The following is an 18,599-nucleotide window of genomic DNA, read 5'->3' on the forward strand; positions in this document are numbered from 1 at the left end:
GTTACTCACCTACATTTTTAATATGCACACCTTTTTCTAATAAAAGCGTCTTAATATATTTCACATGGTTGTAAACGGAATTATTATCCCCATGAAAACATATAGTATCAGCTTTCATTTCAATCTCTTTTCCATTTATAGTAGTTACCGCTCCTTTGGTCACAATATTTAACACTTGTTTTTCTATATCATTAATATCTGAATAAATAGACTTAGCGCTTTTACGTGAAACTAGTTTTCCATCTTCTGTATAGGCGCGATCCGCAAAAGCTTCACGTGCTACCCTTAACCCATATCTTTTTCCTGCGGCTATTAATTCACTATCATATAATCCAAATAAAATTAGATTAGCATCTGTATCATATACTGCTTTTGCAATCGCCTCGGCAACTTCTGCATTCTCTGTTGCGATATTATAGAGTGCTCCATGAGGCTTTACATGAATTAAAGGTATGTTTTCAATTTTACAGAATGCTTGGATAGCTCCAATTTGATATACCATAAGTTGGTAAATTTCTTCGGAAGATAAATGTAAAGAGCGCCTACCAAAACCATAGAGATCGTTAAATCCGGGATGTGCTCCAATACCTACCTCGTTTGACTTTGCTAGTTTAATTGTATTGGCCATTGTACTATGATCACCCGCGTGATAACCGCATGCGATATTAGCTGAAGTAACTTCAGATATTAACTTTTCATCATCACCTACTTTAAAATCCCCATAACTTTCTCCCATGTCAGCGTTAATATCTATTCTTTTCATACTGTCTTTCCTTTCAAATCTAAGTAAATTTACTCTTACTCACCAAGGCATAATACTCATCAATCGTAATTGGTACGAACTTTATATAATTTCCTAGTTCTAATAAAAATGGTTTTTTCTTATTCTGGTCAAATATTTGAATCGGGGTTTTACCAATAATATTCCAACCACCTGGTGATGTAATAGAATATATACCTGTTTGATTACCAGCAATCCCAACACTTCCGGCTTCTACATTTATTCTCGGTTTTTTTAATCTTGGAGTTGCTAATTCCTCCTTTAGTCCACCTAAGTATGGAAAACCAGGAAGAAACCCCATCATATAAATTAAATAAAGTGGTGAAGAATGTTTATCAATCACATCTTCTTCTGTCATATAATTTTGTTCTGCAACACGTGATAAATCTGGTCCGAATTTATTCCCGTAACAAACTGGTATTTCAACAATTAAATCTTCTGAAACAATTTCATCCGCATCATAATTTACTAGACAATCTTCTATCCATTCTTTCATTTCAAAATATGAAGTATTTAACCAATCATAGTAGATTGTTATTGTCGTATAGGTAGGAACGATATCTAAGATAGAATCTTCATTTTTCTGCTTTAAACGGTGAAAAGCCTTTTTTACTCTTAAATGTATTTCTTTATTTATTAAATTGCCAAAAGAGATTGTAATAGCTCTATCACCCTTGGGATACAATGAAAATTCACTCATAACATTCGCCTCACAAACATTTAATACATATTTCAACTGCTGTTACCAAATCGTCATGGGAAAAGCTAGGAATCCTTTTATTTTTTATAGCTAATTCATGTGACGCTGGTATATGAATAAAACCTACAGGACGATTTGCCTTCCTCTTTAGATTATCGTATAACCCGTGATACATGACATTATTACATAAATAGGTACCAGCTGAATTTGAGATTTCTGATGGTAACCCTGCTTCTGTTAATCTATCTATCATGCTATCAATCGGTAAAGTTGTAAATATGCCATCTTGTCCATCCATAAAAATTTTTTCACCATTCGGAGTAAAACCGGAGTTATCTGGTTCACCATCGTTACAATTAATCGCAATTCTCTCTGGAGTAATTTTAAATCGACCAATTGCTACACCTAAAGATATAATTGCATCTGGATTTATATTGGATATTTCATGTAGCAATTGTTGACCACTTTTCCGAAAATCGACTGAAAGTATTCTCCCAATAATTTGGTAATTATTTATTACATTTCCATCTAATTCTTCGATAATTTTTATTGTGGGATTTATTGGATACTCTAAAAATGGTTCAAATCCAGTTAGTAATAATTTTTTCATTCTTCATTCATCCTTTACTATATTTAAAGGTCTCTTTCTATTTATAGTAATATTACCTTCATCGAAGATTTTCTTTATTTTTTGATTATCTTTTTTAATCCAATCTATTGCACCAAGATCAAAGAGGCGATGAGCCTTTTTACATTGTTCTAAAACGTCTCCATACACGGTTTCATCCGCTACTTCCGAAATAATATCAGCGCTTACCCATTCAGGATAACGACCTATTTCCCTTCTAGACTGCGCATCTACTTCAGTATGCCATTTGTAAAAGATAAAGTCATTTTCTGCTTCAATCGGGAAAAGTTCCGGAATGAAACGTCTACCATATTTTGTATATCGCTTCATCCAGTATTTATTTGCCTCATGTATATCGGTCGACTTTATTTTCTCATAAATTGAACCAATTATTTCATTTAAAACTTCTGCATGTTTTGGGTATTTCTCTTCATCGAGTTTCTGAGCAATTCCATAAATGAATGAATTTGGAATCCAAAACGACATATTAAAACGCGGAGGAATATGATATCCAGCAAAAGGTTGCGTCCATTCATGACTAGGTATTCCATGGTCATCAATAACAATATCTGGTGCCCATCTGCTCATAATTTTTGGAACAACATTTGCTTCTCCAAATACACTCTCCTTATATCGAACATCTGTAAATTCTAGTCCTACAGCATTGTATCTAGCCGCATGATGCTTCCATTCAGGATTATCCTTCGTCATAAGATGATGGAGTTCCGCACCATCTGGGTTTGCACATGGAATGACAACTAAATTAATATGTTTCATAATTTGCGGATGTTCCGTAACAATTTCATCCATCAACTCAACGATCGCCGGCATACTTGAAACTTCGTTTGCATGATGCCCTGTTTCAATTAAGACCGTCGGCTTAAATGCAGATAGTTTACTTGCTGAGTAGTATTCATCAACTATCTGATTAAAAAATTCATAAACAAAGATTGGTTTTCCTCGATAAGAATAGTCAGTTAACCAAGGATAAATATGTGCTTTTTTAGGTTGATGAATATAATCAGGAATTGAATCAATTTGGAATTTTTTTGGAACTTGTACTAGTTGAATTTCTTCTCCATCATCAAAATGGTACATTACTTCATCAGGTGTTCTGCTATCGTCATCAAATATTAATTTCTTCGTTAAAGCCTTTTCTCTATTTTGATCCATCCACTTATACGCCGTTATTTTTGCTTTCGGTTCTCCCTTTTCTTTTACTTTTAAGAAAGGATAAACTCCTCCAGGTGATTCATAACCTTTCCCAATCGTTTCTTTTCCTTTTTCTGCAAAATAATCTAACGTATTAAAATACAGATCTTCATGTAATGCTTCAAGTGATGAAATTCTTTCTTCATCGACTGGTAATTTTACTTCCTCTTCGCTCATCTCAACCTCTATTTCGATTCGGTCAAAAAGAGGTTTTGTAAATCCAGATTCATGGTCAGTACAATCTTTTACCTTATCCCATAGCTTAGGTAAAATCTCTTCTAAATAATACGTATAAAATCTTTCTCGATCTGTCTGAATATAATGTTCAACAAAGAAATCGTCTTGTTGTATAGATAAATAACTTGTTGTCGGATAGCTATATTTGCCATTCTCAACATATGGTACTTTTGAAACAGGAATAACAATTGATTCATCAAGTAATATTTTACCGTCCACATCTTTTACAATTATATTGTATGTTGAATTCAATGAATCACATAATTCAAATTGAATATTATCGCTATCGATAAGTAATTCTTTTGCTAATACTTCATCAATTGGATATAACTCTTGAATCCAACGAATTGGTAGTTCTAATCCATTATCCGTTTTACTTTTTTGACATTTAATTAATATTGAACCAATATCAAGCGCTTTTATCTTGGGTAAAACTTCTTCAATAATCCAAAAATATCCTGGCTTAAACGATGAACGAATTATTATCTCGGCATTGGGATATTTTTCACATATTATTTTCTTCATCTCGTCACGATTCTTTTTCGATTCCGAAACATAAATTACTATAGACGATTTATTATGTAAAGATTCATTAGAATCTTGAATTCGTTCATATATCTCTGAAACCTCTCCTGCATCTTCCCAAGAATAATGTAATAGTTCTTCCTCACGATGAGTTAAAATATTAAAATTCTTTTCCCAGCATGCAAAATGTCCACCAAATGACCAGTGTTTTTCTCTAAAAAAATACGAGATTGCGCGAGTCAAAGCATCTTCTTTACCAGAGAAAACAACATTATTTTCCAACAATTCAATAGATCCTGCTGAATCATTTAGTTGGAACGAAAATGTTATGACATTTCGAGAATGTTCACCAGTCAACGGAAAATCTATTGAAGTAGCCTCCATTCCAATTCTTGCTGCTCCATAATAAATTTCCTTCCAAACTTCATGATGAAAGTCATGACTAACGTTAAATGTAATACTTTGTTTATTCTCAGGACTTGGTTTAGATTCCCGCAAAAAACCTACATCATTCCAAATCTCGGTTAAACTCTCAATTTGATAACTTCTATTACTACTATCTACATTAGTAGAAAACGGTGCTGTGCAGCTACTCAACTCATTATCATTCATGTCATATATATAAATTATTTTATTACGAAGTACAATTTTCTTTACAGCTGTATCTTCTTCAATAAAATGGTAATGCCATTTACCAGCAAGAAAACGTAATAAATCAGAAAGTTGTTCCTCATTTTCATATGATATATTTAATCCATTCGTATTCCACTTAACTTCAGTTACTTCCTCTTTTTTAAATGTTAATTGATGCTCATAACGCCCATTCTCATGTAAAAAGTCAAAGGACAGACTAGTTGTTTCAAAACCGAGTCTTGCACAAAAGTCAATCAAACCTTTGGGGCAAACTTCCTCATTTAATTTGATTTGTACATTTACCTGATCACAGATTTGATCATTATTCTGGTCAGCTATTAGTCCACCATTTTCCCAAAGCTTTCTTAAATCTATCATAATATCACCTACACATTAAGATTAGGATCATATTTGTCACGTAGCCAATCTCCCAGTAAATTAAAACCTAGCACGGTAAACATAATAGCAAGTCCGGGAAATGTTACTGTCCACCAAGCAGATTCTATATAATTACGACTATCAGCTAACATACCACCCCAAGACGGAATTGTTGGATCTACTCCTAGGCCTAGGAATGTTAACGATGCTTCAAGTAAAATAAACTCAGCTATATATAACGTACTTAATACTAAAATGGATGAGGCTATGTTGGGTAAAATATGTTTCATAATAATTTGGAAATTCGTTCCCCCAACAGATTTAGCCGCTTGAATATATTCAAGCTCTCTTAGTGATATAACCTGGCTTCTAATTAATCTAGCAAAACCAACCCAATATGTTAATCCTAAAATAATAATAATTTTCCATATCCCTGTACCCAACACACTCATAATGACAATGGCAAATAGAATAAACGGAAAAGCAAGTTGAACGTCAGCAGCACGCATAATAAAATCATCTAGCCATTTACCGAAAAATCCGGCCAATAGACCCAATATCGTTCCAATGACTAAGGCTAAAAGTGCTCCAAAAACACCAACTTTTAATGAAATTGTTGCTCCATGGATAATTCTACTTAATAAATCACGACCAATTTGATCCGTTCCTAGAAAATATTCGCTATCTTCTCCACTTCCAACCCAGCTTGGAGGATTAAGTCTATGAGTTAATGTTGATTCCATTGGATCCATTGGTGCAATCCAAGTGGCGAATAATGCACAAGTTACACTTATAAAAACAAGTATTATCCCTAGAATTCCAGTAGGATTTTTCTTTATAAACTTAAACATTTTTTTGAATTTTGAATCTTTCTTTTTTACAGTATTTATACTTTGTTCTGCATGAGATGCCACTATTTATCACTCCCTCCAACTTTAATTCGTGGATCAAGATAGCTATAACTAATATCAACTATTAAATTAATTAAAACCATTAGCAACGCCAAGATAATGACTCCGCCTTGGATTACCGGATAATCTCTCTGGTTAATCGCATCGATAATCATCCGACCGACACCAGGCCACGAAAACACTTGCTCTATAATTACTGCTCCACCCAATAATGATCCAAATTGAATTCCAAGGAATGTAATGGTAGGAATTAATGCATTACGAAATGCATGTCGAATGATAACAATCCACTCTTTCAATCCTTTTGAGCGAGCTGTGTAAATATATTGTTGATTTAAAACTTCTAGCATTGATGAACGAACAAGTCTTGCTAGGATTCCTGATAAAATTAATCCTAGTGTAAATGAAGGTAATACTAAATGTTTAAAACCACCATACCCTGAAGCAGGAAACCAGTTTAGTTGGACAGCAAAAATAATAATAAACATAATACCTAACCAAAAGTTAGGAAAAGAAAGACCGATTAAAGAAAAAATTCTACCAAAAAAATCAATACTTTTACCTCGTTTTACTGCAGACAAAATGCCAACTGGAAATGCAATTAAAATAGCAATCAACACACCACCAACTGCAAGCAATAAAGTTGCTCCTAGTCTATCTCCTATCATTTCTATAACAGGCTGTCCAGTTCGAAATGATACTCCAAGATTAAAAGTCACTAGATCCATCATAAATATTCCATATTGTACAAATACTGGTTTATCCAGACCAAGTTCAGTCCGTAAAGCTTCCACAGCTTCTTTTGTTGGCTCACCCGCTGCAAACATGACTGATACAGGGTCTCCAGTTAACCTAATTGAGAAAAATAAAATAAGTGAAATAACCAACACAACAATGGCACTATGAAATATTCTCCGAATAATATATGAAAGCATTGCTCTTCCTCCCTTCAGAAACTAAATTTACTTTCTTAATAAATGAATAAGAAGGGATAGGTTATTAACCACCTATCCCTTTATCATTATTTAGTAGTTACTTCCTCTAATCTTATACGGTCATCGTGTGGTGGTTGGAAATTTTCTACATGATTATTTACAGCATATAAATCAACAACTGAGTAAAGATTTACTTCTATTGCTAATTCATGTAATCGTTCAGTTAATTCATTAAAGATTTCCTCACGTTCTTCTTGATTAATTGATGTATGTTGCTTATCAAGTAATTCATCAACTTTATCATCTTGGAAGCTTGGATTCCAAAACTCACCTTCTTTATACATTAAGTATGCCGTATTGTCGAAGTCGAGTGTCCATCCTCCCCAGCCCATGCGATACATATGACCGGCATTTCCATTAGGAATTAGTTCTGTATTAAATGTGTTACTATCTGCAGTTTCAATATTCGTTGTTAATCCAATTTCCTCCAAATAAAATGAAACAACTTGTGCAATTTCTTTAAATATTCCATCATTACCAGGTACATAAAGGTCAAGTGTGCTTCCCTCAGCACCAGCTTCTTTGATTAGTTCTTTTGCTTTTTCTACATCATAAGGATACGGCTCTAAATCATCGTTATAACCAAAAGAAAGTTCACTTTGGAAACTAGTAATTAAATCTCCATATCCTTGTAAAATTTCATCAATGATTGCTTCTTTATCAATAGCATAGTTAATTGCTTGCCGGACACGAACATCATCAACAGGTTCTTTTGATACATCAAAACGTAAAGAATAAGCAGTTGGAGTTCCCACTTCTAATAACTCTAATTTATCATCACCTTTAATGGCATCAACCTGACTTACTTCCGCACGCTTCATAATATCGATGTCCCCTGTTTGAAGTTCCGCTAATCGAGTTGAAGCTTCAGGAATAATTCGAAATGTAACTTTATCAAGTTTTGGTATTCCATCTTTCCAGTAGTTTTCATTCTTTTCAAGAACCGTTTCCTGATCTTGTTTATAGCTAGTCATTTTAAATGGTCCGGTTCCTACTGGGTTCATACTAAAATGCTCAGCACCATGTTCCTCAATATATTTAGGTGGAACAATTACAGCCCCATACCCTGCCAGTTTCGTTAATAATACTGGATCATTCTCTTTTAAGTTAAAGTTAACCGTATAGTCATCGACAACTTCTACACTTTCAATTGATTCGTAGTTTGCTTGTTGCGGGCCTTTTGCCCCCTCTTCACCTAAAAGACGATCAAAAGTAAATTTAACGGCTTCTGCATTAAATGGTTCACCATTGTGGAATTCTACACCTTCTCTTAATTTGAACTGTAGCGTATTATCGTCAATATACTCCCATTCTTCAGCCAAACCTGGTTGAATTTCTAAGTCATTTGTTCGATCAACTAACCCTTCAAATACAGAAGTAGCAATAGTACTCCAATCAAGTAAAAATGTGGCAATTGGATCCCAGTTTTGTGGATCTCCTGGTACACCAATAGCTATCTCATTTTTTTCTGATTTACTTTCGGCAGAGCTATTGGTTTCTTTATCAGCTCCTTTGCCTCCACTACCTCCTCCGCATGCTGCTAATGTAAATATTGAAATAATTAAGACCAAAAATAATGTATTTGACAATTTTCTTTTTGCTAACATTTGTTATCCCCCTATGTTTTTTAGATATGGATACAGTTTCCTGTAACCGAGTTTTCTTGATATTTCCGCTGACACTTCCCACATCGGGTAGATATATTCAGAGTAATTGTCCAATTTTAATACGGCCGAAAAGCTTGCTATACTTAAGGACGCTTCAATTTCTTCACGCCCATTAAATATCGGTGTTCCAAATGCAGCGGTACCTTCCTCTAATTCAGAGGTACTATATGTAAATCCTCTTTGACGAGTCGTATGGATAGAATCCCATAATTCATCCAAAGATAGTTTACTTTTCTTCTCAAAATTAAGATCATTTGAAATAATTCTTTCAATCTCTTTATCTGGTAAAAACGAGAGCAATATACGAGGACATGCGCCTAAATATAAAGGTGCGCGCCTTCCAATTTTCGTATACAGCCTTACCATATTATCGCTTTCAACTTTTTCAATATAAATCGCCTCATCGGCATCCATTACAACTAGCTGGACAGATTCTTTTAATTTTTCTTTTAGCTTCCTCATATATGGTAGAGCAATATTTCTAACTTCATATTGACTATTAACGATATGGCCTAATTCTAAAAAACGAATTCCTAGTTGATATACATTTCCTTGGATCGTGTAACCATTTTGATGAAAAGACACCTTTTGAAGTAGCCCTGTTTCTTCAAAGGGTTTCAATAACCTAAACACAGTAGTTTTAGGAATTTCTAATTCTTCCACAATTTCATCCAATGTCCAAAGGGGCTTATCTTCACTAAATAACGTTAGTATACTTAATGCTTTTCTCAATGTTTTACTCATATCGATGTTTCCTCTGGTATATTTTGAGATGAAGAACTTATCTCATTTAAGTGACATGCCACATCTCTTTTTCCCTCTCGTTGAATTAATTCTGGTCGAACTTCTCGACAAACATCCATTGCAAAAGGGCATCTTGGGTGAAAAGCACAACCAGTTGGTGGATTTGAAGGACTCGGTACATCTCCCTTTAGAACTATTCTATCTTTTTTCGATTTTGGATCCGGTTTAGGAATTGCAGATAATAATGCTTTTGCATATGGATGTAACGGCTCTGCATATAAGTCGTTTTTATCGGCTACTTCTACTAAACGCCCTAAATACATTACACCGATTCGATCACAGAAATGTTTCACTACGCTCAAATCATGGGAAATAAAAATATATGTAAATCCGTATTCTTTTTGCAACTTTTTTAATAAATTTAATATTTGTGACTGAATGGAAACATCCAAAGCTGATACGGGTTCATCTGCAATAATTAATTTAGGATTCGAAGCTAGTGCTCTAGCAATTCCAATTCTTTGTCTTTGCCCCCCACTAAATTCATGAGGATAGCGGTCAATTTGCTCTTTTGTTAAACCAACTTGTTCGATAATTTCTTCAACACGCGCATTTAATTCTTTTTTATCTTTTACAAGATTAAAGTTGAGTAAAGGTTCCTCGATTACCTTTCTAATTTTCATACGAGGGTTTAAAGAGGCAAATGGATCCTGGAATACGATTTGGATATCTTTACGGAGTTTACGCATTTCTTTATCAGGAATATCTGCTAAGTTTTTCCCTTCAAAATATACTGTTCCACTTGTTGGATCTAATAATCTAAGCAACACTCTTCCCGTAGTACTTTTTCCACATCCAGATTCTCCAACAATTCCAAATGACTCACCTTTATACACCTCAAATGATACATCATCTACAGCCTTTACATCCTTGGTAACTTTATTTCCAAGCAGACCTCCACCTTTGATCGGGAAGTATTTCTTCAATTTTTCAACTTTTAAAATAACTTCTTGATTCAATCATACTTCCTCCTTCTCAGGTACCTTCTGTCTAACGGCTTGATCCTTGAATAACCAACATTTTGCACTAGACTCTTCATTAATTTTGAATTCTTGGGGTGATTGCTTATAGCACAAGTCGAAAGCCAGTGGACATCTTGCAGCAAAGCGGCATCCTTTTGGCATATTTTTAGGTGACGGAACTGTTCCCGATATAGATGAAAGTTCTCCCTGTTCTTCGTCAAGCTTCGGTAATGATGCTAATAGTCCTTGTGTATAAGGGTGTTTAGGCTGTTCGAATAATTCATCAACTGTTGTCCGCTCGATAACTTCACCAGCATACATAACAATTACTGTATCACACATCTCCGCTACTACACCTAAATCATGAGTAACTAATAAAATCGACATATGCATTTTTTCTTGTAACGATTGCATTAATTCCATTATTTGAGCTTGTATCGTTACATCAAGCGCGGTAGTCGGTTCATCAGCAATCAATAAGCTTGGATTATTCGAAAGTGCCATTGCGATCATTACACGCTGCCGCATACCACCTGATAACTGATGAGGATATTCTTGAACTACTTCATCCGGCCTAGGAATTCCAACTAATTCAAGCATCTCAACCGCTCTGTGAAGCGCTTTCTTTTTAGTTATTTTTTCATGGTTTCTGATTAACTCAACGATTTGACTGCCTATCGTATACACTGGATTTAAAGAAGTCATTGGTTCTTGGAAGATCATAGCCATATCCTTACCTCTTAACTTGCGTTGTTCATTTCTAGGCAAAGTCGTAATTTCACGTCCTTCTAATTCGATACTACCATTCTCTATACTTATATTATTCGGTAAAAGACCCATTAAAGATAAGGACGTAAGACTTTTCCCGCACCCAGACTCACCAACAACACCAAGTGTTTTCCCTTTTTCTATTGAAAATGATACTTGATTAACTAGAGTTATATCTCCATCATCAGTAGATAAGGAGACTTCTAGATCATGTACATTTAAAAGCGGATTCAAATTATCACTCCCTTTCCGATTCCATATTTCGGAATGGCATTCCATATTTTATTGTGAATATAATAAATGATTTTCATAACTTTGTAAAGTGATATGGCAAGTTATTACCTATCTTTTTCTAGCAAACAGTAACTGCTATCGTTCATTCACAAATTAATTTATACGATATATAGATATATAGTAAGATTTAAAAACTAGTCTATTCGGCCACGTATGACCAAAAAGCTCTCCTATATCTCACTCTGATACTTTCTTGGTATTCATTAGACTTCTATGAAAGAAACGATCTAAGATCACCGTCGTTAATATTGTATCTTTTAAAAAAGAGGATGAGACAAAACTCAAGTAAATAAAAATTAAGGTGTTGGAGCGATGGGAAAAAACCACAACAAAGGTTCCAAGCAAATTTTTTTATTGCTTGGAACCTTTTTATTTTACTATTTTTGGCTAGTCATTTCCCAGCCTCTTGAAGGAAAAATAGTATTGTGAGTACTTATTTGTTCATTGTACAATATTATACTAAACCGGCTAGTAAAAACGGGAGTGTATATATAGCTTATCAGATTATGTGGCAAGCATAAGGTCCATTCCTGTTCGTCATTTTATTGGACATAAATTAAGATAACACGATCCTAAGTATACTAGATAATTTACAATTTGAAATTTCGATTAACTGTTAGGTCATCTGTTTTTTGGGGGTCATAAAGTCTTCCTCAATCCAATTGATAATTAATCCCCATACACCATATGTACGTAAAGTAACGTATAGATTAGGATCAACATCTTGCAGATCGACTATATGAATCATGTCTGTTTTTAAAAGTTGATAAATTGTTTTAATAAATATTGGATGAAATTGTGAGGCTGCTTGTGGTTTTTGAAAAGTTTATAAAAATCAGCATTATCCTTAATATGATCGAATAAAATGACCTTGTTTATGGAAAGTGTATCTAGATGATTTTTGTTTTTGTAAGGATAACGTATTGCTTGAGCAAAACTTTTTAACATTTCTTGCTTTAACTCAGTGAAAATTGCATCTTTATTTTCATAATGACGATAAAATATCGTTTAAAAGGGAGATTAAGAAAAACTGAAAATCTTTATTGACATTAAAGTTTTCTTAAATTATACTCTTATTACAAAACTGGTTAATCCAGTTATCCAGATTAAAGGAGGAAAATATATTGGGTATAGCAACATGGGCTTTATTGGTTTACATTCTAATTATAATTGCATGGGTTGTTGTTATTAAGAGAAACATCGGCGAAGCAATGATTGTGGGTTACATTGCAACCGCTTTATTTGGTGGAAAAGATGTATTTCGATTATTATGGGACGGTTTTATATTTGGAGCCACACATAATGTATTGTTTGCAGCAATGTCTTTTGTCTTCATGGCTTATTTGATTGAAAGAACCGGATTAATTAATAATTTAATTAATATTCTAAATTCACTTGTTGGACGATTACCGGGTGGAGCAGCGTATGTAGATACGATTGCTTCGGCAATATTTGGAATGATTTCTGGGTCTGGATCTGGAAATACGGCGACAGTTGGTGCTATCACAATTCCCTGGATGAATAAGTCCGGTTGGAAAAAAGATAGATCTGCTACAATTGCAGCAGGAAATGCAGGAATGGGAATTTCATTTCCACCCAACAGTTCAATGTTCATCCTTCTGGGCGCTGCGTCGGTAAGTTCTTTAGTTACAGAAGGACAATTATATGTTTCACTATTCTTTGCAGGATTTTACACATTAGCGTATAGACTATTTCTTGTTTGGTGGTTTTCGAAACAAGATAATGTTATAGCAGTTTCACCAGAAAGCATCATGAATATTTCGCAATCCATTAAACAAGGTTGGACATCCCTTCTAATTTTCATTGGGATTTTGGTACCTGTATTAGTAACGATTGGATCTTTATCCGAAATATTATCTCGCCCTAATTTATTAGGAGAGGAAGCTATCGATGCAATCTCAATCATTATTTGGGTACCAATTTTAATTAGTATTATTACAATTATTGTAAGTTGGAAAACAATACCCAAGTCATTCAAAGGTTGGTTAGAGTTTTTAGATGGTTCTACAAAAAGTTTCAGTGTAATAGGAGTTATTTTACTATTTTCCTTTTCTGCGAGTGAAATCTTAAAACAACTTGGGTTACCTGAACAATTAGGTAACTTAATGAACTCTCTCGATCTATCTCAATGGTTGGTTGCTTTATTAGTTGGGGTTTTAATTGTTCTAGTGGCTACTCCATTAACAGCGACGGCAACAGTGACCGCAATCGGTACAGTTGCATTTAGTACACTTGTTGCAGCAGGTATTAATCCTGTAGTTGCAGCTGTGGCAATTCTGGTCTTTTCTTCAACTGAAGGAGCTTCTCCTCCAGGTGGAGCGCCAATTTTTATTGCTAGTGGCATTTCCGGCGTTGATCCCGTTAAGACTTTCGTCCCTTTGATTTTTTACTATGTCATTCCTGTTGCATTATTGGGTTGGTTAATTGCTATCGGATTGTTGCCAATTCCTCACTAAAATAATAACTAATTAGAAAACTATTATGTACAGAGCTTCTTAACAAATAAAATTAAGTTTTAAAGGAGTAAAAATAATGCAGAAGATTATTAAACAAGTTTTTTTATTGAGCCTAATGGGCTTTATCCTAATCGGAATTTTATTAGTCCTTGGACAAGTGATTGGACTTATGATTCAAAATAGTGCATTAATCATCAAAAGTAGCGAATATCTCTCGACGATTGCATTTACCCTTAGTTCAATAGCTGCTATTTTAGGTTTTGTTTTGCATTATTTAAAAGTGGATGAATAAAAGCGATTTGGTATAATTATAGTATCATTTGTTCCTAGGAGGATACTATAATTATGAAGATTGAATATACGAGATTATACGAACAAGTAATTACTATTCTTAAAAATAAAATAGAACAAGGTGAGTTTTTAATTGGGGAAAAGCTCCCTTCTGAAAGAGTATTAGCAAAAGAATTAAATGTTTCAAGAGGTACATTAAGAGATGCCTTTAGAATTTTAGAATCACAAGGGGTTTTAGAAACCAAGCCAGGTGGCGGAAGAATATTAGTTAAAGAAATCAATCGAACTTTTGAAACTGAAAATCGACTTCTTGCCGAGATAAAACAAGCGGCAATATTGGAGTTAATAGAAGCTAGAGAAATTATTGAAATGGGAATCATTGATTTAGTTTGTAAAAATGCTGAAGATGAAGATTTACATGATCTAAAAGCAATTCTTGAAAAGGCGCATAAAAACGGTGTACTAACAGACGAAAATACGGATTTTATTTTTCATTATTCTTTAGCTAAATTTAGTAAAAATAATGTACTTGTAAACTTTATGAAATTAAATTTGAACCTCATTAAAGAAGCTAGAAAAATTAGCTTTAACAATAAACAACACGTCATCGAGGCTCATAAAGAACATACATTAATTTTAAATGCATTAATAGCAAGAGATGCAGATAAAGCAAAACAGGCAATGGCTACTCACTTCTCCAAAATCAAACAAAGAATGGGAGAGAAACAATACAATTGAATCTACAGTCAAAAGTAATGCGATCTAGATTAATTATTCCTATAAATGTAAGTAAATTTATCCAAAAGGCCATTTATAGGAACGCAGATCTAATTGTATTAGATTTAGAAGATAGCATACCAGAAGACGAAAAGGAATACGCTCGCTCTTTAATTCCAGAAGCAATTGAGCAATTATCAATGTATATTACCTCAGTTTATATCCGTGTTAATGCAGACAATGATTTACTATATAAAGATATCAGACAATCTGTATCTGAAGGGGTAACGGGCATTGTTCTACCTAAAGTTGAAAGTAAAAAAATGATAAAGAATATTGATGATTTTATAACAGAATTAGAAATAGAAAGAAACCTTAAAAAAGGTGCATTTAGGTTAAGCATTCTTATTGAAACAGCTAAAGGAATGCAGAATATTAATGAAATATTACAAAGCTCCAATAGAATTGATACAGTTTCAATAGGAATGGAAGATCTCGCTACAGACATGGGTTTTATGATCAATGAACAAACCACGGAAGCATTAAACTTCTTTCGGATGCAACTTTTGATAGCCGCTAAAGCAAATAACGTTCTACCAATGGGGACGGCTGGAAGTATCTCGAATTATACCGATTTAGAAAGTTATAAAAAGCATGCACGAAAAGCTTTTGAATTAGGATTTGTTGGGTCAAGCTGTATACATCCTAATCAAGTAGAACTGTTAAATGAATCTTTTCACTATAGTATGGATGAAATAAAAGAAGCAAAAGAAATTATCAATATATTTGATGATGCCGTTCGAAAAGGTAGAGCATCTAGTTCTTATAAAGGAAAAATGATTGATTATCCTCACTATGAGCAAAGTAAAAAGATCATTGCGAGGCATAATGTTGTAACTAAGTATGAATATTTAAAAAAGGAAGAGAGAGAAAGGACATTAAAAGAATGAGCAAATTACCTTTAGAAGGAGTAAAGATACTCGATATATCTACGATGTTAGCAGCACCTTGGTCTGCAACACATTTATCTGATTTTGGCGCCGAGGTCATTAAAGTAGAGCATCCTGTTTATGGTGATCATGCACGAAGATATGGTAAACAAAAAGATAATATTCCATTACTTTGGAAGTCTTTAAACCGAAATAAAAAGAGTATTACCTTAGATTTAGGAAAACCTGAGGGGCAAAAAATCATAAAAGATAATATTCATCAATTTGATGTTATAATAGAAAACTTCAGACCTGGAACTATGGAACGTTGGGGCTTAAGTTATGAAGAACTTGCAAAATTAAATCCAAAATTAGTCATGCTAAGAACCTCTGGATTTGGACAAGATGGACCTTATTCTAATCGTCGAGGCTTTGGTACCGTAGCTGAGGGGATGAGTGGATTCACATCCATTAATGGCGCAAAATCTGGTCCACCCATTTTACCAGGTATACCCCTAGCTGATGGAGTAAGTGGTGTATTCGGTGCGTTATCCATTATGATTGCACTTTTTGAACGTTCTAAAAATGAAAAACAGCTTGGACAATGTATTGACATTTCATTATATGAACCATTAATGCGGTTTTTAGAACCTCAATTAATAGCCTATGATCAATTAGGAATTATTTCTGAAAGGGTTGGAAATAGCAGTTTACAAACAGCGCCTAGAAATGCCTATCAAACAAAGGATGGTAATTGGATTGCATTATCGGCAAGCACACAGTCGATTGCTGAAAACTTATTTAAAGCAATTGGTAGACCAGAATTGATCCAGGATGAACGTTTCAAAACAAATAAATCACGTTTAAAAAATGTTAAAGAATTAGATGAGATATTAAGCGAATGGATTGGACAGCGTGAAATGAAAGAGGTCGTTACCATTATTAATGACAGTGGTGCTGTTGTTGGTCCAATGTATGATGTTAGTCAAATCTATGAAGATCCTCATTACAAAGAACGAGGTTCCTTTGTAAATATTGAAGACGATGAATTAGGTAGGATGAATATTCCTAACGTATTTGCCAAGTTCTCGAGAACTCCAGGTAGAGTGAGAACAACAGGACCTCATAAAGGTGAGCATAATAGAGAGATATTGCAAGATTTATTTGGATTATCTGACGAAGAAATTAAAGAACTGCAAAATAATAACATCATTTAAAATATAAAAATGGAGGATCTATGGATACAATTAATAATATTTATTGCGTTGGTCGAAATTATATAGAGCATATAAAAGAGTTAAATAATATGATCCAGAGAATCCCGTCATATTTAGCAAACCAACACATGCTGTTATTAAGGCTGATAATAAGATAATTGAACTACCTGCCAATAAAGGTACGATTCATTACGAATCAGAACTAGTGATTAAACTTGCAAAAGATTATACCCTGAGGAACCGATAGATAACTCTTATTCAGGAAATGACTGTTGGACTAGATTTAACATTTCGTGATATGCAACAGGATCTAAAAGTAAAAGGATATCCATGGTTATTATCCAAAGGTTTTATTAATTCAGCAATCTTAGGAGAATTCATCCCCTTCCAATATGAAATGGAAACAAGGAAAAAGAACTTTTCTTTGCTGATCAACAATTCTAAAGTACAAGAAGGCAATATTAGTCAAATGATATTCGATTTAGAAACATTAATTCATTTTGTCGGCAATAACCTTGGATTTTAAAAAGGAGATATCCTTTTCACAGGAACACCTTCTGGGTTTAATGCATTACATGACAATGATGAGTTGGCGTTATATTGGGGAACACAAAAACTAGGTGGTTGTAAAATAAAAATAAAAATTAAATAATATTCTATTATCTAATATTCAAGTAGACGAGATTTCCAATCCACACTCGTCTACTTTCTATCTACCTCCCAATCACTCTGAAATCAATATGCTCAATTTTGGAACCATTGAGACCTGAAAGTTATCAAAAGTGGACATAAAATAAAAAGTTCTAAGTCAAATGTTAGAGTAAGCATTTTAGGCCCACTCCTAATTATGCGACTCAAATATTTTTATATTGATGATATAAGACTCTCAATCTAAATCAATCAAATCTTCAAAAGCCAAAGGCATTTCTTATGATTACTTTTACTGATTGTTAATTCATTCTAAATTGCCTCATAATTTTTCAAATTTCCTCTATACCCTAACATATATTTTAGAGCCAAATAAAAAAGCTTTGTAGGAGGCAATTCCCCCTGCAAAGTTTTTTATTGACATTCTTGTTTCCGTCCCCCACATGATGCATCACTGTATTTCTCATCTATTGCAAATATAGTCTATGGCACATTTTCCACTATCCATTAGCCCATGATTTAAAACTGTTTGATTACGTTCATTCGTCCTTTAATTCCATAATCCGATGCCTTAGAAACAATATTCATCTTGATCGTCATTTCCAATGTTTCCAAGCGTATTATTGCTTCATAAAAGCTCTTATCAAAAACAACAATACCATGATTCCTTAAAATAATTGGGCTTTCTCTCCAATTTATCTCCCTAACATCTCATTCTCTGGATGATAACAATCAACATATTCTATTTCTGCAATAGATACGTTCAACAAATAAATGTGATGTTGTTGATTAATCTGAACATATAGCTAATTTAGACCAATCATT

The 18,599-nt window shown here is 33.8% G+C and carries 17 protein-coding genes and 1 pseudogene; 6 read left to right on the top strand and 12 right to left on the bottom strand.

Going from position 1 to position 18,599, the window contains the following annotated elements; genetic code table 11:
- Position 1: 1 nt before the first annotated feature.
- From ACPYKA_RS00185 to ACPYKA_RS00235, 11 genes are all read right to left on the bottom strand, one after another.
- On the bottom strand, positions 2-763 hold the full coding sequence (locus tag ACPYKA_RS00185; RefSeq protein ID WP_479540399.1) for a LamB/YcsF family protein: 762 nt from the start codon (positions 761-763) through the stop codon (positions 2-4).
- 19 nt (positions 764-782) lie between these two features.
- Entirely contained in the window at positions 783-1,481 is a 699-nt protein-coding gene (gene pxpB, locus ACPYKA_RS00190; protein WP_479540400.1) for a 5-oxoprolinase subunit PxpB, read from the bottom strand.
- A gap of 10 nt (positions 1,482-1,491) precedes the next feature.
- Positions 1,492-2,091: a pyroglutamyl-peptidase I gene (locus ACPYKA_RS00195; RefSeq protein WP_479540401.1), complete on the bottom strand. Its 600-nt coding sequence runs from the start codon at positions 2,089-2,091 to the stop codon at positions 1,492-1,494.
- A gap of 3 nt (positions 2,092-2,094) precedes the next feature.
- Positions 2,095-5,094, bottom strand: a complete 3,000-nt coding sequence (locus ACPYKA_RS00200; RefSeq protein WP_479540402.1) for a M14 family metallopeptidase — start codon at positions 5,092-5,094, stop codon at positions 2,095-2,097.
- An 8-nt stretch (positions 5,095-5,102) separates the two neighbouring features.
- The gene (locus ACPYKA_RS00205; RefSeq protein WP_479540428.1) at positions 5,103-5,945 is read right to left on the bottom strand and encodes an ABC transporter permease; all 843 of its coding nucleotides are present in this window, start codon (positions 5,943-5,945) and stop codon (positions 5,103-5,105) included.
- A 62-nt stretch (positions 5,946-6,007) separates the two neighbouring features.
- A complete protein-coding gene (nikB, locus tag ACPYKA_RS00210; RefSeq protein ID WP_479540403.1) occupies positions 6,008-6,940 on the bottom strand; it encodes a nickel ABC transporter permease in 933 nt (310 codons plus the stop codon).
- A gap of 86 nt (positions 6,941-7,026) precedes the next feature.
- Complete coding sequence (locus ACPYKA_RS00215; protein WP_479540404.1) at positions 7,027-8,607, bottom strand: ABC transporter substrate-binding protein; 1,581 nt, start codon at positions 8,605-8,607, stop codon at positions 7,027-7,029.
- Between the two features lie 3 nt (positions 8,608-8,610).
- On the bottom strand, positions 8,611-9,411 hold the full coding sequence (locus tag ACPYKA_RS00220) for an IclR family transcriptional regulator (protein WP_479540405.1): 801 nt from the start codon (positions 9,409-9,411) through the stop codon (positions 8,611-8,613).
- A complete protein-coding gene (locus ACPYKA_RS00225) occupies positions 9,408-10,430 on the bottom strand; it encodes an ABC transporter ATP-binding protein (protein WP_479540406.1) in 1,023 nt (340 codons plus the stop codon). Before ACPYKA_RS00225 ends, ACPYKA_RS00220 begins: the two co-directional genes overlap by 4 nt.
- Positions 10,431-11,480, bottom strand: a complete 1,050-nt coding sequence (locus ACPYKA_RS00230; protein WP_479540407.1) for an ABC transporter ATP-binding protein — start codon at positions 11,478-11,480, stop codon at positions 10,431-10,433.
- 631 nt (positions 11,481-12,111) lie between these two features.
- Positions 12,112-12,282 carry a hypothetical protein gene (locus ACPYKA_RS00235; RefSeq protein WP_479540429.1) on the bottom strand — a complete coding sequence of 57 codons (171 nt, stop codon included), beginning with the start codon at positions 12,280-12,282 and terminating at the stop codon, positions 12,112-12,114.
- Positions 12,283-12,619: 337 nt separating this feature from the next.
- On the opposite strand from ACPYKA_RS00235, the gene ACPYKA_RS00240 reads away from it, so the two are divergent.
- The 6 genes and pseudogenes from ACPYKA_RS00240 (at position 12,620) to ACPYKA_RS00265 (ending at position 17,652) form a co-directional block, all read left to right on the top strand.
- Positions 12,620-13,972, top strand: a complete 1,353-nt coding sequence (locus tag ACPYKA_RS00240) for a TRAP transporter large permease subunit (RefSeq protein ID WP_479540408.1) — start codon at positions 12,620-12,622, stop codon at positions 13,970-13,972.
- A gap of 76 nt (positions 13,973-14,048) precedes the next feature.
- Complete coding sequence (locus ACPYKA_RS00245; protein WP_479540409.1) at positions 14,049-14,264, top strand: hypothetical protein; 216 nt, start codon at positions 14,049-14,051, stop codon at positions 14,262-14,264.
- A 53-nt stretch (positions 14,265-14,317) separates the two neighbouring features.
- Positions 14,318-15,001 carry a FadR/GntR family transcriptional regulator gene (locus ACPYKA_RS00250; RefSeq protein ID WP_479540410.1) on the top strand — a complete coding sequence of 228 codons (684 nt, stop codon included), beginning with the start codon at positions 14,318-14,320 and terminating at the stop codon, positions 14,999-15,001.
- The gene (locus ACPYKA_RS00255) at positions 14,998-15,930 is read left to right on the top strand and encodes an HpcH/HpaI aldolase/citrate lyase family protein (RefSeq protein WP_479540411.1); all 933 of its coding nucleotides are present in this window, start codon (positions 14,998-15,000) and stop codon (positions 15,928-15,930) included. The genes ACPYKA_RS00250 and ACPYKA_RS00255 overlap by 4 nt, the downstream gene beginning before the upstream one ends.
- Positions 15,927-17,126 carry a CaiB/BaiF CoA transferase family protein gene (locus ACPYKA_RS00260; protein ID WP_479540412.1) on the top strand — a complete coding sequence of 400 codons (1,200 nt, stop codon included), beginning with the start codon at positions 15,927-15,929 and terminating at the stop codon, positions 17,124-17,126. The genes ACPYKA_RS00255 and ACPYKA_RS00260 overlap by 4 nt, the downstream gene beginning before the upstream one ends.
- 154 nt (positions 17,127-17,280) lie before the next feature.
- A pseudogene (locus ACPYKA_RS00265) lies at positions 17,281-17,652 on the top strand (fumarylacetoacetate hydrolase family protein).
- A gap of 641 nt (positions 17,653-18,293) precedes the next feature.
- Here ACPYKA_RS00265 and ACPYKA_RS00270 read toward each other — a convergent pair.
- The gene (locus ACPYKA_RS00270) at positions 18,294-18,473 is read right to left on the bottom strand and encodes a class II aldolase/adducin family protein (RefSeq protein ID WP_479540430.1); all 180 of its coding nucleotides are present in this window, start codon (positions 18,471-18,473) and stop codon (positions 18,294-18,296) included.
- Between the last annotated feature and the right edge of the window lie 126 nt (positions 18,474-18,599).

The organism is Pseudogracilibacillus amylolyticus (SeqCode) (genome assembly GCF_051918545.1).
GTDB lineage: Bacteria > Bacillota > Bacilli > Bacillales > Amphibacillaceae > Pseudogracilibacillus.

Bases quoted from the DNA above. Each gene is read 5' to 3' on its own strand.
- ACPYKA_RS00230 (WP_479540407.1), bottom strand. From the start codon at position 11,480: ATGGAATGCCATTCCGAAATATGGAATCGGAAAGGGAGTGATAATTTG.
- ACPYKA_RS00245 (WP_479540409.1), top strand. From the start codon at position 14,049: ATGCAGAAGATTATTAAACAAGTTTTTTTATTGAGCCTAATGGGCTTT.
- ACPYKA_RS00215 (WP_479540404.1), bottom strand. From the start codon at position 8,607: ATGTTAGCAAAAAGAAAATTGTCAAATACATTATTTTTGGTCTTAATT.
- nikB (WP_479540403.1), bottom strand. From the start codon at position 6,940: ATGCTTTCATATATTATTCGGAGAATATTTCATAGTGCCATTGTTGTG.
- ACPYKA_RS00200 (WP_479540402.1), bottom strand. From the start codon at position 5,094: ATGATAGATTTAAGAAAGCTTTGGGAAAATGGTGGACTAATAGCTGAC.
- ACPYKA_RS00260 (WP_479540412.1), top strand. From the start codon at position 15,927: ATGAGCAAATTACCTTTAGAAGGAGTAAAGATACTCGATATATCTACG.
- ACPYKA_RS00205 (WP_479540428.1), bottom strand. From the start codon at position 5,945: ATGTTTAAGTTTATAAAGAAAAATCCTACTGGAATTCTAGGGATAATA.
- ACPYKA_RS00185 (WP_479540399.1), bottom strand. From the start codon at position 763: ATGAAAAGAATAGATATTAACGCTGACATGGGAGAAAGTTATGGGGAT.
- ACPYKA_RS00250 (WP_479540410.1), top strand. From the start codon at position 14,318: ATGAAGATTGAATATACGAGATTATACGAACAAGTAATTACTATTCTT.
- ACPYKA_RS00195 (WP_479540401.1), bottom strand. From the start codon at position 2,091: ATGAAAAAATTATTACTAACTGGATTTGAACCATTTTTAGAGTATCCA.
- pxpB (WP_479540400.1), bottom strand. From the start codon at position 1,481: ATGAGTGAATTTTCATTGTATCCCAAGGGTGATAGAGCTATTACAATC.
- ACPYKA_RS00220 (WP_479540405.1), bottom strand. From the start codon at position 9,411: ATGAGTAAAACATTGAGAAAAGCATTAAGTATACTAACGTTATTTAGT.